The organism is Candidatus Solirubrobacter pratensis (assembly GCF_000425945.1).
In the GTDB taxonomy this organism is placed as follows: Bacteria; Actinomycetota; Thermoleophilia; order Solirubrobacterales; family Solirubrobacteraceae; genus Solirubrobacter; species Solirubrobacter pratensis.
In genome coordinates this window covers 563,811-577,933 of record NZ_KE384481.1, presented here as the reverse complement: position 1 = coordinate 577,933, position 14,123 = coordinate 563,811, and the positions used below count along the sequence as shown (strand labels likewise).

Here is a 14,123-nt window from a genome sequence, read left to right as displayed (position 1 = left end):
ATCGGCACGGTCGCAGTAACCTGAACCGCCTTCATGAACTCGAATCGAGAACCGATCGGCGTCATCGGGACGGGCTACGTCGGACTGGTGACCGCGGCCGGCTTCGCGGAGCTCGGCAACGAGGTCTACTGCATCGACATCGACGAGGCCAAGATCGAGGGTCTCAAGCAGGGCCGGATCCCGATCTGGGAGCCAGGGCTGGAGGAGCTGGTCGCCCGCCATCGCGACCGGCTGCACTTCTCCACCGACCTCGCGGACGCGCTGGAGCACGCGCGGCTGCTGTTCGTGGCCGTCGGCACACCGCCGACCTACTCCGGCGACGCCGACCTCTCGGCCGTCCACGCCGTCGTCGACGCGATGCCCGCGTCCGACGCCCACGCGCTGGTGATGAAGTCCACCGTGCCGGTCGGCACCGGCGAGACGATCAAGCGCGTCTTCGCCGAGCAGGAGAAGGGCTTCCGCTACGTCTCCTGCCCGGAGTTCCTCAAGGAGGGCTCCGCGATCTCGGACTTCCTCAAGCCCGATCGCGTGGTCGTGGGCGACGACGGCGACTGGGCCGGCGACGCGGTGGTGGAGCTCTACGCGCCGCTCGAGGCGCCGCTGGTGCGCACCGACATCCGCAGCGCCGAGATGGTCAAGCTCGCGTCCAACGCGTTCCTGGCGACGAAGATCTCGTTCATCAACGAGATCGCCAACGTGTGCGAGGAGACCGGCGCCGACGTCGTCGAGGTCGCGAAGGGGATGGGGCTGGACGCCCGGATCGGCCCGAGGTTCCTGCAGGCCGGGATCGGCTTCGGCGGCTCCTGCTTCCCCAAGGACGTCACGGCGCTCAAGCAGCTCGCCGGCAACTCGGGCTACCACTTCCAGCTGCTCAACTCGGTGATCGAGGTCAACGAGCTGCAGAAGCGGCGCGTGCTGGCCAAGCTGGAGCGGCACCTTGGCACGCTGGTCGGCAAGGAGATCGGCCTGCTCGGGCTCGCGTTCAAGCCGAACACCGACGACATGCGCGAGGCGTCCTCGCTCGTGCTCTCCGCCCGTCTGCAGGGCGTCGGCGCCAGCGTGCGCGCCTATGACCCGGTGGCCGAGGAGGAGGCGCGCAAGCTGATCCCGCGCGGCGTGGACTTCAAGTCCTCCGCCGCGGAGGTCGCCGAGGGCGCGGACGCGCTGGTGCTGGTCACGGAATGGCCGGAGTTCGGCGAGCTGGACCTCGCCGAGCTGGCCGCCACGATGCGCGGCAACCTGCTGGTCGACGGGCGCAACTTCCTCGCTCCCGAGCGCGTGCGCGAAGCCGGACTCGTGTATGAGGGGATCGGCCGGGCGGCGGGCCGCGCCGTCAGCTACCTCAGCGAGGTCTGAGCCACGTGCAGGCGCTCATCCTGGCGGGTGGCGAGGGCACGCGGCTGCGACCGCTCACGTCGACGGTGCCCAAGCCGGTCGTCCCGCTGGTCGACCGGCCGTTCATCGCGTTCATGATCGACTGGCTGCGCTCGCACGGCGTCGACGACGTCGTGATGTCGTGCGGCCACCTGGCCGCGGGCGTGCGCAACGTGCTCGGCGACGGCGATGCGCTGGGGATCCGCCTGCGCTACGTCGAGGAGCCGCGGCCCCTGGGCACGGGCGGTGCGCTGAAGTTCGCCGAGCGACTGCTGGACGAGCGCTTCCTGATGCTCAACGGCGACACGCTGACCGACCTCGACGTCAGCGCCCAGATCGACCAGCACACGCGCACCGGCGCGGTGGCGACGCTGGCGCTCACGCCGGTCGAGGACCCGACGCCCTACGGCCTCGTGCGGTTGGCGGACGACAACTCGGTGACCGAGTTCGTCGAGAAGCCGGCGCCGGACGAGATCGACACGAACAACATCTCCGCCGGCGTCTACGTGCTCGAGCGCTCCGTCCTGGACCTGCTGGAGGCCGGCGAGCCCGCGTCGATCGAGCGCGACGTGTTCCCGCGGCTGGTGGGCGACGGCCTGTACGGCTGCGTCTCGCGCGGCTACTGGCTGGACATCGGCACCCCCGAGCGCTACCTGCAGGGCACGTTCGACATCCTCGAGGGATCGGTCGGCACGCAGGTCGCCGAGCGCATGGGCTCCTCGTACCTGTGCGTGGAGCACGGCGTGGAGAACGAGGGGCGCATCGTCCCGTCGGCGCTGGTCGAGAGCGGCTGCCGGATCGCCGACGGCGCGCGCATCGGCGGCCGCGCCGTGCTCGAGCACGGCGTGACGGTCGGCGAGAACACGACGATCGAGAGCGCGGTCGTCATGCGCGGCGCGGAGATCGGCGCCAACTGCACGCTGCGCGGCTGCATCGTCGCGGGCGGCGTGCGGATCGGCGACCACTGCGTCGTGGACGGCATGAGCGTGCTCGGCGAAGGCGTCACGCTCGGCGCGGGCAACGTCGTGTCCAACGGCGCGCGCGTGTTCCCGGGCGTCACGCTCCCCGACCGGGCGCTGCTGTTCTGATGAACCTGGACCGCGACAGCGTCGCCGCCGTGGACAGCACCGCGCAGATGGCAGAGGCCCTCGATCTCGCCGCGCACCTGCGCGACGCGCTGTGGCGGGTCGAGTCCGCCGGCGCGGCGCGGGTCGACGCGCCGGACGGCGTGATCGTCGCCGGCATGGGCGGCTCGGCGGTCGGCGGCAGGCTCGCCGCCGCTGCGCTCGGCCCGCGGCTGACACGCCCGTTCTCGATCGCCGACGGCTACGAGCTGCCCGCCTGGGCCGGCCCGCAGACGCTCGTGCTGTGCTCGAGCTACTCGGGCGAGACCGAGGAGACGCTGGCCTGCTACGACGACGCGGCCGAGCGCGGCGCGCCGCGGATCGTCGCCACCACCGGCGGCTCGCTCGCCGAGCGCGCGCGGCGCGACCGCGTGCCGGTGATCCCGGTCCCGGGCGGCTTCCAGCCGCGGGCGGCGGTCGGCTACGCGCTCGTCTCGGCGCTCGCGGCCGCCGCGCTGGCGGGTGCCGCGCCTGGGCTGGAGGGCGAGGTCGAGGCGGCGGCGGCCCTCGCCGAGACGCTTGCGGCGGAGTGGGGACCGGACGGCCCGGAGGACTCCGAGGCCAAGGCGCTCGCGCGGGCGCTGGACGGCACCGTGCCGGTGATCGGCGGCGCCGAGCTCGCCGCCGCGGCGGCGTATCGCTGGAAGTGCCAGTTCAACGAGAACAGCTCGCTGCCGGCGTTCTCGTTCGCGCTGCCGGAGGCCGGCCACAACGAGGTCGTCGGCTGGGCGGCGGCGCGCGAGCTCGGGCGCTTCGGCGTGGTCCTGCTCGATGATCCGGGGGCGCAGCCGCGCAACCGGCTGCGCACCGAGCTCACGGCCGAGATCGCCGAGGCCGGCGCGGAGGTCGTGATCCAGGTCAGCGCGCGCGGCGAGACGCGGCTCGAGCGCCTCGTCTCGCTGGTCATGCTCGGCGACCTCGTCTCGCTCTACGTCGCGGTCCTGCGCGGCGCCGACCCGGTCGAGATCGAGCCGATCGCCTGGCTGAAGACCCAGCTCGCGTCGCGCTAGTCGAGGCCGGTCGAACCTGATCGCCGCCGAGCGCATGCTGGAATGCTCACCCATGACGGGCGCCGTCCTGTTCGATCTCGACGGTGTGCTCGTCGACTCCCGCGCCGCGATCGGCGCGAGCATGAACCACGCGCTGGTCTCGCGCGGCCATCCTGAGCGCGACGAGGCGCTGCTGCACCGCTACATCGGCCCGCCGCTGTTCGAGGCGTTCTCGGACCTGACCGGCGAGCCCGTCGGGTCGCCCGAGGTCGCCGCGCTGGTGACCGCCTATCGGGAGCGCTACGCCGTCGCCTCGCTGCGCGACAGCCTGATGGTCGAGGGCATCGAGCCGGTGCTGGAGGCGCTCGGCGCCCGGCACAGGCTGGCCGTCGCGACGTCCAAGCCGCGCGCGTTCGCCGTCCCGCTGCTCGACGTGCTCGGGCTCAGCCGGCACTTCGCGTGGATCGCCGGCCCGGAGCTGGATTCGCAGATGGAGCCGAAGGCGCAGACGGTCCGCGACGCGCTGGGGCGCGTCGGCGGGCCGCCCGCGGTGATGGTCGGCGACCGCTCGCACGACATCGAGGGCGCGCGCGCCAACGGCATCCCGGTGATCGCCGTGGCGTGGGGGATCGGCGACGCGGACGAGCTCGCGGCGGCGGACGCGTTCGCCGAGGCGCCGGCGGAGCTGCCCGGCGCGGTCGAGCGGCTGCTGCCGGGGTGGAGCGCGACGTCGACCTAGGTGTGCTCGCGCCGCGCGACGCGGGCGCCATGACGTTGATCCTCGCCGCCGCCCTCCTGCTCGCCGCGGCCGTCCCGGGTGCTCGACTCGTGGCAGGCGCCGCCGAAGGCGGCCGGGCTGGCAGGATGACGCGATGATCCTGCGTGGGACCCTGCTGGGCGCTCCCGCCGCGAGCGGCGTCACCATCCGCGACGGCGCGATCGCCGCGCTCGACGGCGAGGGCGGCGAGCGGCTGCCGGACGGCGCCGTGATCCTGCCCGGGTTCACCGACTCGCACGTGCACCTGTTGACCTGGTCGTCGTCGCTGCACGAGCTCCAGCTCGGCGGCGCGTCGCCGGAACGCGTGCTGGAGCTGGTGCGCGAGGCAGCCGCGGGCGGCTTCGTCCGCGGCTTCGGATGGGCCGTCGACGACGACAGCACGCTGACGCGGGAGACGCTCGACGCCGTCTCCGGCGATGTGCCGGTCACGCTGCTCGCGCACGACTTCCACTCGCTGTGGGTCAACTCCGCCGCGCTGGCGCTGGCGGACCGGACGCTGGAGGTCCCCGGCGGCGTCGTGGAGCGCGACGCGGACGGGCGCCCGGTCGGAATGCTGCGCGAGGAGGCCGCGTGGGCGTTCCGCGACCGCTACGCGCTTCCGAGCCGTGCCGAGCAGCTCGACGCGGTGCGCGCGGCGCTTCCCGAGCTCTCGCGCCGCGGCGTGACGGCCATCCACGACAAGGACGGGTGGCTCGACTGCATCGCCGTGGTGCGCGAGCTGCGGGCGTCCGACGGCGAGCTCCCGCTGCGGATCTGGCACTCGACCCCGGCCAACCGGATGGACGAGCCGGGCGCCGGCTACGTCAAGGCGTTCATGGACGGCACGCTCGGCTCCCGCACCGCGAGGATGATCGGCGGGGGCGGCGTCGAGGTGACGTCGCGCGAGGCGTTCGAGGAGATCGTCCGGGCCGCGGCGGCGCGCGGACTGCCGACGGCGGTGCACGCGATCGGCGACCAGGCGGCGCGCGACGCGCTGGACGCCTTCGAGGCGACGCGCGACGCGTGGGCCGGCCTGCGCCCACGCATCGAGCATGCCCAGTGCGTGCACCCCGACGACGTCCCGCGCTTCGCCGCGCTCGGCGTCACCGCCTCGATCCAGCCCGCGATGGCGATCACCGACCAGGCCGTCGCCGAGCGCCTGTGGGGCGACCGCATCGAGCGCTCCTACGCCTACGGGACGCTGCACCGCGCCGGCGTGCGGCTCGCGGGCGGCTCGGACGCACCCGTCGAGGCGCTCGACCCGCTCGACGGCATCCGCGCCGCCGTCCTGCGCGACTGGCGCCCGGACGAAGCGCTCGACCTCGACACCGCGCTGCGTGCCTGGACCGAGGTGCCCGCCTGGCTCGAGGGGCGCGAGGCCACCCACGGCCGTCTCGCGCCCGGGTGCGCCGCGGACCTCGTCGTCCTCGACCGGGATCCGCGTACGGATCTCGAGGGCGCCCGGGTCATCGGCACCGTCGCCCGCGGTCGCTGGACGCATCGGGCGTTCTGAAGGCGATCACTGCTCGGACGCGGGCGCGCGACGAAGCCCCGCGCATCGGCCCCTGCCTGGACGGCCTGCTCGGAGACCCCGACCTCGCGGAGGTGATCGTCGTCGACGACGGTTCGGCCGACGAGACGGCGGAGCCGGCCCGGACGGGCGGCGCCGTGGCCCGGTAGCGTGATGCGCATGTCCTCCACCGTCACCGACACCATGCTGGGCTCGATCATCGGCGGCGACGTCCGGCGCGACGCTCCGGGCGGCGTCCTGACCTCGACGAACCCGGCACGGACCGCGGAGGTGGTGGCGGAGATCGCGCTCGGCGACGCGGCGACGTTCGCCGGCGCCGCGCGCGCCGCGCGGGCCGCGCAGCGCGAGTGGGCGAAGGTCCCGGCGCCGGCGCGCGGCCGCGTGATCGCGCAGGTCGGGCGGCTCGTGGAGGCCAACAAGGAGGCGCTCGCCCGGCTGGTGACGCAGGAGGTCGGCAAGCCGTACGCCGAGTCGCTCGGCGAGGTGCAGGAGATCGTCGACACGTGCGACTTCTTCCTCGGCGAGGGGCGGCGGCTGTACGGCCAGACGGTCCCGTCGGAGATGCCCGAGAAGCAGCTGTTCACCTTCCGCATGCCGGTCGGCGTGGCGGCGATCATCACCGCGGGCAACTTCCCCGTGGCCGTCCCCGCGTGGTACCTCGTCCCGGCGATCCTGTGCGGCAACGCCGTCGTCTGGAAGCCGGCCGAGTACGCGGCCGCGCTCGGCGACGCGATGGTCAAGCTCTTCCACGCTGGCGGCGTCCCCGCGGGCGTGCTGAACCTGGTGCAGGCGAGCGGCGAGGAGACGTTCAAGGGCCTCTCGCAGGCGCTCGAGGAAGGGCTCGTCGACAAGGTCGGATTCACCGGGTCGAGCGCCGTCGGATCGAAGGTCGGCGAGCTGTGCGGGCGCCACCTGCAGTCGCCGTGCCTGGAGCTCGGCGGCAAGAACCCGATGGTCGTGATGGACGACGCCGACGTCGCGCTCGCCGTCGAGGGCGCGCTGTTCGGCGGCTTCGGCACCGCCGGCCAGCGCTGCACGTCGCTCGGCACCGCGATCGTCCACGAGTCCGTCCATGACGAGTTCGTCCGCCGGCTCGACGAGCGGCTGCGCGCGTCGGCCGTCGGCGACCCGACCCGGGACGTCCTCTACGGCCCGATGATCCACGAGCGCTTCGCGGAGCGCTTCGAGGACTGGCTGGACCTGATCGAGGACCACCACACCGTCCACGGCTCGACCGCGCGCGGGCGGATCGACGCCGCAAACCCGCGCGAGGGCTTCGTCGGCGACCCCGAGGCGGGGCTCTTCTACCACCCGTCGCTGGTCGTCGGCGTGACGGCCGGGGACGCCCTCTACTCGACCGAGACCTTCGGCCCGATCGTCGGCGTCGCGCGGTTCAGCAGCTTCGACGAGGCGATGGAGCTGGCCAACGGGCACGGGTACGGGCTGTCGTCGGCGATCTACACGCGCTCCGGCGAGCACGCGTTCCGCTTCCGCGAGCGCATCAGCGCCGGCATGGTCTCGGTCAACAACTCGACCTCGGGCGCCGAGGCGCACCTGCCCTTCGGCGGCAACGGGAAGTCCGGCAACGGCTCGCGCCAGTCGGGCATCTGGGTGCTCGACCAGTTCACCCGCTGGCAGTCGATGAACTGGGACTACGCGGGGAAGCTCCAGAAGGCCCAGATGGACGTAGTGGAGCTCCCGGGGAGTCCAGACTTCAGGATTTAGGGTTTCGCCCTCCGGTCATCGTTGCCGGTGTTGCCGGGTCGGGCGTGGCCGGTTGCCGGGCACCGCTGACCTCCGTGCGACGTTACGTGCGCCGGTACCAATTAGGCGAGGTGTTCGGCGGCGGAACCAGGGGCACCGGCGTCTTGGCGACCAGCAGGCTGGGCTCGGGATCGGCCACGTGCCGGGCGAGCGCCTCGCCGAACTCGTCGTCGAGCCCCTCGACGGTCTCGGCGCGGATCCCGAAGGACGCCGCGAGGGCCGCGAAGTCGGGCGTGAGCAGGTCCACGCCGTAGCTCGTCCCGCCGGCCTTGGCCTGGTCGTAGCGGAGCATCCCGTAGCCGCCGTCGTCGACCACGACCGCGGTGAGCGGGATGCGCTCCTGCGCGACCGTGGCGAGCTCGCCGCAGGCGTACAGGAAGCCGCCGTCGCCGGAGACCGACACGACGGGGCCGCCGCCGGCGAGCGCCGGGCCGAGCGAGGCGGGGAACGCGTAGCCCAGCGTCCCCCAGCCGAGCGGGACCTGCAGGCGCCGCGGGACGGCCGGGGTGTAGAAGCCGGCCAGCCAGTAGCCGGGGATGCACATGTCGGCGACGAGCACGGCGTCGCCCGGCAGCGCGAACCGGATCGCGTCGAGGAAGCGCAGCGCCGTGGCGTCGAGCGCGCCGCACGCCTCGGCGCGGACGGCGGCGATGCGCTCGCGGGGGTCCGCGTCGCGGGCCGTCACCCGGTCGGCGAGCGCGGCGGTGACCGCCGCTGCTTCACCGGTCAGCGCGACGTCGACGCGGTAGTTGCCGACCGGCTCCAGCGACACCGCGATCAGCGCCGGCGGCTGCGGCTGGGCGAAGTTCTGCGTCTGCACGCCGTCGAGGTCGGACCCGATCGCGAGCACGAGGTCGGCCTCGTCCCACAGGCGCCCGGCAGGCTCGGCGTGCGGCGGAAGCCCGACGAGGCAGCGGTGCCCGGAGAGGATCCCGGCGGCGCCGTAGGTGGTGAGGACCGGCGCGCCGAGCTTGCCGGCCAGCCGCGCGACCTCATCGCCCGCGTCGCGGGCGCCGCCGCCGGCCCAGATCAGCGGCCGCGCCGCAGCGTCGATCCGCGCGACCGCCTGCTCGAGCGCGCCGTCGAGCGGGGCGAGCGCGATCGCCGGCCCGGCGGCCGGCGACGACGTCGAGGCCGCGAGCGCGGCGCCCGCGGCCACCGGCGCGTGCGCGACGCCGGCCCCGGCGTCGTGACGGCCGTCCGGGACGTCCGCGGCGAGCAGATCGGTCGAGATCTCGAGGTACACGGGCCGCGTGGGGGCGGCGAGCGCGTCGCGGATCGCGGCCGCCGCGGCCCCCGCCACCGCGCCGGCCGTGTGCGCCACGTGCGTCGCCTTCACGACCGGCGCGAACATGTCCGCCTGGCCCGCGGTCTCGTGCAGGATGCCGCGGTAGGCGCCCTCCCGCCGCAGCCCGGAGGGAATGTCGGTCGCGATCACGAGGATCGGCGACCGCGACGCCCACGCCTCGCCGACCCCCGCCAGCGTGTTCGCCGCGCCCGGACCTGTCGTCGTGAGCGCCACGCCGAGGCGGCCTGTCGCCCGCGCATACCCGTCCGCCGCGTACGCCGCCGTCTGCTCGTGGCGCACGCCCACGAGCCGGATGGAGGACGAGCGCAGCGCCTCCCACAACGCGAGGTTGTGCACGCCGGGGAGCCCGAAGGCGACCTCGACCCCCGCCCGTTCCAGCTCCTCGACCATGACTGCGGCTCCCGGCGACATGCGGCCGCAACCTACCGCCCGGCGTGGCGGACGCGCGCCCTGGCCTCGGCGAAGTGGATCGCCTCGTAGGCGATCAGCGCGCAGAGCAGCGCGGTCACCAGCGCCAGCGCGGCGAGCGCCGGCACCGCGGTCGCCGCGGGGATCAGCGCCAGGCACACGACTCCGGCGACCGTGCGCTGCGTGTTCCACGTGTGGACGTTGCGCAGCCTGAACGCGACGAGTGCGAGCAGGTACAGCGCCACGCCGCCGCACAGCGCGACCGCCGGGACGAGCTTCAGCTCCTCGTCGTAGTGCGAGACCGTCTTCTTGATGCCGAGCGCGAGCAGGACGATCCCCGCGAGCATCGGCAGGTGCAGGAACGTGTAGGAGTCGCGCGCCATGCGCGTCCGCGCATCGCCGCGCGCCTGCTCCAGCCGCCGCTGCGCCACCGGGGCGACGACGTCGAAGTACGCCCACCACAGCGCCGAGGTCGCGAGGATCCCGAGCGCCGCGGCGGCGATCACGCCGCCGTCGACCTCCAGCCCCGCCGCGCCGACGCCGATCGACACGATCGACTCGCCGAGCGCGATGATCACGATCAGCCCGTGGCGCTCGGCGAAGTGGGCCGGCGAGACCTGCCACCCGCGCACGCCGACCACGACCAGCCCGAGGATGTGCACCAGCAGCGCCAGGCACCAGATCGCGCCCTGGACCCAGCCGTCGAACGCCGAAGCCAGGAGCAGCAGCCCGCAGAAGATGACGAACCCGGGCGCCATCCGCGCGATCGCGCCGCGCACGTCGGCCGACGGCGCCGCGAGCACGTAGACGACGATGTGCAGCAGCCGCAACGCGGTGTAGGCGAGCGCGAACACGAGCGCCTCGTCCCCGAACGCGCCCGGCACCGCCAGCGACGCGACCAGCGCCGCCGCCATCGCCGCGATCATCGCCGCACGCGTCGGGCCCTCCTCGGCGTCGACCGAGTTCGTCAGCCACGAGAACGCCGCCCATGCCCACCAGAGGGCGGAGAAGACGAGCATCCCACGCGCGAGCCCGGCCCACGTCGGGTCGGCGGCGAGCATCGTCGTGACCTGCGTGATCGCGAACACGAACACCAGGTCGAAGAACAGCTCGAGCGGCGTGACCCTCTGCTCGGACTCGACGTGATGCTCGGGCTCGGCGACGGCGGTCATCTGCCCATCATGACCGGATCAGAGCTCGTCTCGGCGAGACAGCGCCGCCAACCTTGACACAGTTGTGTCAGGGTAGCGCTACACTGGCGTCCAGATGGACGCGCTGACGATCCAGGAGGCGGCGGAGACCACGGGCTGGAGCCCGCGGATGCTGCGCTACGTCGAGCGCGTCGGGCTCGTCGAGCCGGCGCGCTCCGCGTCCGGCTATCGCCTCTACGGTCCCGCCGAGCTCCAGCGCCTGCGCACGCTGCGCGAACTGCTGGACGAGCACGAGATCGGGCTCTCCGACCTCGCGTTCGCGCTGCGGCTGAACCGCGAGCCGGGCCTGCGCCAGGCGACCGACGCCTGGCTGGATGCCGAGGCACAGCTCCCAGCCGGCATCGCGGCGGGCGACTGGCTGAGCTTCGAGAAGGAGAAGCATCAGCGCCTCCTCGCCGCATTGACCCCCACCCCGGAGACCGTATGACCGCCACCCCGACCCTCGACTACAAGGTCGCCGACATCGGCCTCGCGGCGTTCGGCCGCAAGGAGATCCAGCTCGCCGAGCACGAGATGCCCGGCCTTATGGCGACGCGCGCGGAGTTCGCCGGCGCCCAGCCGCTGAAGGGCGCCCGCATCACGGGCTCGCTGCACATGACGATCCAGACCGCCGTGCTGATCGAGACGCTCGTCGCTCTCGGTGCACAGGTCCGCTGGGCGTCGTGCAACATCTTCTCGACCCAGGATCACGCCGCGGCGGCGATCGCCGAGGCCGGCATCCCGGTCTTCGCCTGGAAGGGCGAGACGCTCGAGGAGTACTGGTGGTGCACCGAGCAGGCGCTCACGTGGCAGGACGGCGAAGGTCCGAACATGATCCTCGACGACGGCGGCGACGCCACGCTGCTCGTCCACCTCGGCGTCGAGTACGAGGCGGCCGGCGCGGTGCCGGATCCGTCCACGGCCGACAGCGACGAGCACCGGATCATCCTCGAGACGCTGACGCGCAACCTGGCCGAGGACGGCCAGAAGTGGACGCGCGCGGCGGCCAGCATCAAGGGCGTCACCGAGGAGACGACCACGGGCGTGCACCGCCTGTACCAGTTCGCCTCCCAGGGCAAGCTGCTCTTCCCGGCGATCAACGTCAACGACTCCGTCACCAAGTCGAAGTTCGACAACCTCTACGGCTGCCGCCACTCGCTGATCGACGGCATCAACCGCGGCACCGACGTGATGATCGGCGGCAAGGTCTGCGTCGTGCTCGGCTATGGCGACGTCGGCAAGGGCTGCGCGGAGTCGCTGCGCGGCCAGGGCGCGCGCGTCATCGTCACCGAGATCGACCCGATCTGCGCGCTGCAGGCGGCGATGGAGGGCTACCAGGTCGCCACGCTCGAGGACGTGGTCGAGACGGCCGACATCTTCATCACGGCGACCGGCAACAAGGACGTCATCTCGGCCGGGCAGATGTCGCGCATGAAGCACCAGGCGATCGTCGGCAACATCGGCCACTTCGACAACGAGATCGACATGGCCGGCCTGGCGAAGCTGCCGGGCATCGAGCGCACGGAGATCAAGCCCCAGGTGCACGAGTGGCGCTTCGCCGACGGCCACACGATCATCGTGCTGTCCGAGGGCCGCCTGCTGAACCTCGGCAACGCGACGGGCCACCCGTCGTTCGTGATGTCGAACTCCTTCACGAACCAGACGATCGCCCAGATCGAGCTGTTCACGAAGACCGGCAGCTACGACAAGCAGGTCTACGTGCTGCCCAAGCACCTCGACGAGAAGGTCGCGCGCCTGCACCTCGACGCGCTGGGCGCCCGCCTGACCGAGCTCACGCCGGAGCAGGCCGCCTACATCGACGTCCCGGTCCAGGGCCCCTACAAGCCGGACCACTATCGCTACTAGCCGCGATACAGGGCTGTCGCGGATCGAGTGGGCGGACGGGCGCATGCCCGTCCTGCGCTCGATCCGCGAGCGCTTCGCCCGCGAGCGCCCGCTCGCGGGCCTGACGGTCGGCGCCTGCCTGCACGTCACGTCCGAGACCGCGAACCTCGTGCGTGCGCTGCAGGCCGGCGGCGCCGAGGTGGCGCTGTGCGCCTCCAACCCGTTCGCCACCCAGCACGACGTCGCCGCGGCGCTGTCCGCCGAGGCGGAGGTCCACGCCGGCGGCCCCGACTCCTGGGCGGCGGGCGTCGCGTCCGTGGTGGCGCGCGAGCCGCGGATCACGCTCGACGACGGCGCCGACCTGCTCGGGGCGCTGCACGCCGCGCGCCCGGGCCGGCTCGGCGAGATGCTCGGCGCCACCGAGGAGACCACGACCGGGCTCGTCCGCCTGCGCGCGATGGAGGCGGAGGGCCGGCTGCTGGTCCCGGTGATCGCGGTCAACGAGGCGCGCGCGGAGCGCGCGTTCAATGACCGCTTCGGCGCCGGCCAGTCGGTGCTCGACGGGATCGTCCGCGCGACCAACGTGCTGCTCGCCGGCCTCACCGTGGTCGTGCTCGGCTACGGCGCCACCGGCCGCGGCGTCGCGCTGCGGGCGCATGGCCTCGGCGCGGCGGTGATCGTCTGCGAGGTCGACCCGCTGCGCGCGCTCGAGGCGCGGATGGAGGGCTTCGCGGTGATGCGCGCCATCGACGCCGCCGAGCGCGGCGACGTCTTCATCACGCTCACCGGCGTCCGCGACGTCCTCCGCGCGGAGCACTTCACCCGCATGAAGGACGGCGCCGTGCTCGCCAACGCCGGCCACTTCGACGTCGAGATCTCGCTCGCCGACCTGCGCGCCGCCGCGAGCGACGTGCGCGAGGTGCTGCCGCTCGTGGAGCGCTACCAGGTCGGCGACCGCGCGCTGAACCTGCTCGCGGCCGGCCGCGTCGTGAACCTGGCGGCCGCGGCCGGGCATCCGGCGGCGGTCATGGACATGTCGTTCGCGCTGCAGGCGCTCGCGGCCGAGGCGCTCGCGCGCGGCGGCTGGACGCCCGGCGTGCACGCGGTGCCGGAGGAGATCGAGCGCGAGGCGGCGTCGCTCAAGCTCGCCGCGCTCGACGTGCGGATCGACGAGCTCACGCCCGAGCAGCGCGAGTACCTCTCGACCTGGACGCCCTAGGAGTCTGTTGATCCTTGAAGCGGCGCCGCGGGCGTGCCGCATCGCGCGGCGGGGAAAGACCAACGGGCTCCTAGGTCGCCGCGGCGCGCAGCAGCGTGTCGAGGCGGCTGTCGAGCGTCGCCGCGACGGCGTCGATGCGCGGATCCTGGAACTGCCCGAACAGCGACGACGGCTTGTCGTACTCGAGCGTCGTGCCGCCCTCGGCGTTGCCGTAGATCACGACGCGCAGCGGCGCGTAGAGGCCGGTCGCGAAGTCGACCTTGGCCATCTGCTCGGATAGCAGGACGTTGCCGATGGAGTAGGCCACCAGGGGCTGCTCGGCGCCCTCGAGCTGCAGGAGCCGCCCGTGCGCCGCCGTGTAATGCAGCGCCAGCCCGTAGATGCCGGCGGCGCGGGCGAGCGCGGCCCGCAGCTGCTCGGTCTCGCGCTGCTCCGCGAGCCTGCGGATGGAATCGGTCAGCCGGCCGAGGTGGGACTCGATGAAGCGCGTGACGTGTGAGTAGGGCCGCGGCGTGGTCATCTTCACGTGCACGATCGACAGCGGCTTCTCCTCGACGCTGGGCGAGCTCATGATCGCTGCGGAGGATGTCGGCCGGGACGGCCGGCGGGAAGG

General features: G+C 73.2%; 13 protein-coding genes. 10 read left to right on the top strand and 3 right to left on the bottom strand.

The genetic code is table 11. The annotated features are described in order from the left end of the window. The first annotated feature begins 33 nt into the window (after positions 1 to 33). The 7 genes from H958_RS0132355 (at position 34) to H958_RS0132325 (ending at position 7,500) form a co-directional block, all read left to right on the top strand. Positions 34 to 1,356, top strand: a complete 1,323-nt coding sequence (locus H958_RS0132355; protein ID WP_028061684.1) for a UDP-glucose dehydrogenase family protein — start codon at positions 34 to 36, stop codon at positions 1,354 to 1,356. A 5-nt stretch (positions 1,357 to 1,361) separates the two neighbouring features. After that, the gene (locus H958_RS0132350; protein WP_028061683.1) at positions 1,362 to 2,462 is read left to right on the top strand and encodes a sugar phosphate nucleotidyltransferase; all 1,101 of its coding nucleotides are present in this window, start codon (positions 1,362 to 1,364) and stop codon (positions 2,460 to 2,462) included. Beyond that, on the top strand, positions 2,462 to 3,508 hold the full coding sequence (locus H958_RS0132345; protein ID WP_231379417.1) for a bifunctional phosphoglucose/phosphomannose isomerase: 1,047 nt from the start codon (positions 2,462 to 2,464) through the stop codon (positions 3,506 to 3,508). Before H958_RS0132350 ends, H958_RS0132345 begins: the two co-directional genes overlap by 1 nt. 52 nt (positions 3,509 to 3,560) lie before the next feature. Next, a complete protein-coding gene (locus H958_RS0132340) occupies positions 3,561 to 4,226 on the top strand; it encodes an HAD hydrolase-like protein (RefSeq protein WP_051325112.1) in 666 nt (221 codons plus the stop codon). Continuing rightward, on the top strand, positions 4,205 to 4,363 hold the full coding sequence (locus H958_RS47130; protein ID WP_156028454.1) for a hypothetical protein: 159 nt from the start codon (positions 4,205 to 4,207) through the stop codon (positions 4,361 to 4,363). Before H958_RS0132340 ends, H958_RS47130 begins: the two co-directional genes overlap by 22 nt. Then, positions 4,360 to 5,757: an amidohydrolase gene (locus tag H958_RS44535; protein ID WP_051325111.1), complete on the top strand. Its 1,398-nt coding sequence runs from the start codon at positions 4,360 to 4,362 to the stop codon at positions 5,755 to 5,757. Before H958_RS47130 ends, H958_RS44535 begins: the two co-directional genes overlap by 4 nt. Positions 5,758 to 5,934: 177 nt before the next feature. Beyond that, complete coding sequence (locus tag H958_RS0132325; protein WP_028061680.1) at positions 5,935 to 7,500, top strand: aldehyde dehydrogenase family protein; 1,566 nt, start codon at positions 5,935 to 5,937, stop codon at positions 7,498 to 7,500. An 82-nt stretch (positions 7,501 to 7,582) separates the two neighbouring features. Here H958_RS0132325 and H958_RS0132320 read toward each other — a convergent pair whose 3' ends face one another. Both H958_RS0132320 and H958_RS0132315 read right to left on the bottom strand, forming a co-directional pair. Next, a complete protein-coding gene (locus tag H958_RS0132320) occupies positions 7,583 to 9,259 on the bottom strand; it encodes a thiamine pyrophosphate-binding protein (protein ID WP_028061679.1) in 1,677 nt (558 codons plus the stop codon). Between the two features lie 11 nt (positions 9,260 to 9,270). After that, a complete protein-coding gene (locus tag H958_RS0132315) occupies positions 9,271 to 10,428 on the bottom strand; it encodes a low temperature requirement protein A (protein WP_028061678.1) in 1,158 nt (385 codons plus the stop codon). A gap of 94 nt (positions 10,429 to 10,522) precedes the next feature. On the opposite strand from H958_RS0132315, the gene H958_RS0132310 reads away from it, so the two are divergent. From H958_RS0132310 to H958_RS0132300, 3 genes are read left to right on the top strand one after another with little or no spacing between them, the layout of a single operon-like run. Next, the gene (locus tag H958_RS0132310) at positions 10,523 to 10,894 is read left to right on the top strand and encodes a MerR family transcriptional regulator (protein ID WP_028061677.1); all 372 of its coding nucleotides are present in this window, start codon (positions 10,523 to 10,525) and stop codon (positions 10,892 to 10,894) included. Continuing rightward, positions 10,891 to 12,312 carry an adenosylhomocysteinase gene (gene ahcY, locus H958_RS0132305; protein ID WP_028061676.1) on the top strand — a complete coding sequence of 474 codons (1,422 nt, stop codon included), beginning with the start codon at positions 10,891 to 10,893 and terminating at the stop codon, positions 12,310 to 12,312. The genes H958_RS0132310 and ahcY overlap by 4 nt, the downstream gene beginning before the upstream one ends. Next, positions 12,302 to 13,510, top strand: a complete 1,209-nt coding sequence (locus tag H958_RS0132300) for an adenosylhomocysteinase (RefSeq protein ID WP_028061675.1) — start codon at positions 12,302 to 12,304, stop codon at positions 13,508 to 13,510. The genes ahcY and H958_RS0132300 overlap by 11 nt, the downstream gene beginning before the upstream one ends. A gap of 70 nt (positions 13,511 to 13,580) precedes the next feature. Here the strand turns inward: H958_RS0132300 and H958_RS42025 are convergent, their stop codons facing one another. Further along, positions 13,581 to 14,081, bottom strand: coding sequence for a DUF302 domain-containing protein (locus tag H958_RS42025; protein WP_037412236.1), 501 nt, complete (start codon positions 14,079 to 14,081; stop codon positions 13,581 to 13,583). Between the last annotated feature and the right edge of the window lie 42 nt (positions 14,082 to 14,123).

Coding starts and splice junctions, on each gene's coding strand:
- H958_RS0132315 (WP_028061678.1), bottom strand. CDS start 10,428: ATGACCGCCGTCGCCGAGCCCGAGCATCACGTCGAGTCCGAGCAGAGG.
- ahcY (WP_028061676.1), top strand. CDS start 10,891: ATGACCGCCACCCCGACCCTCGACTACAAGGTCGCCGACATCGGCCTC.
- H958_RS0132355 (WP_028061684.1), top strand. CDS start 34: ATGAACTCGAATCGAGAACCGATCGGCGTCATCGGGACGGGCTACGTC.
- H958_RS44535 (WP_051325111.1), top strand. CDS start 4,360: ATGATCCTGCGTGGGACCCTGCTGGGCGCTCCCGCCGCGAGCGGCGTC.
- H958_RS0132325 (WP_028061680.1), top strand. CDS start 5,935: ATGTCCTCCACCGTCACCGACACCATGCTGGGCTCGATCATCGGCGGC.
- H958_RS0132320 (WP_028061679.1), bottom strand. CDS start 9,259: ATGTCGCCGGGAGCCGCAGTCATGGTCGAGGAGCTGGAACGGGCGGGG.
- H958_RS42025 (WP_037412236.1), bottom strand. CDS start 14,081: ATGAGCTCGCCCAGCGTCGAGGAGAAGCCGCTGTCGATCGTGCACGTG.
- H958_RS0132310 (WP_028061677.1), top strand. CDS start 10,523: ATGGACGCGCTGACGATCCAGGAGGCGGCGGAGACCACGGGCTGGAGC.
- H958_RS0132340 (WP_051325112.1), top strand. CDS start 3,561: ATGACGGGCGCCGTCCTGTTCGATCTCGACGGTGTGCTCGTCGACTCC.
- H958_RS0132345 (WP_231379417.1), top strand. CDS start 2,462: ATGAACCTGGACCGCGACAGCGTCGCCGCCGTGGACAGCACCGCGCAG.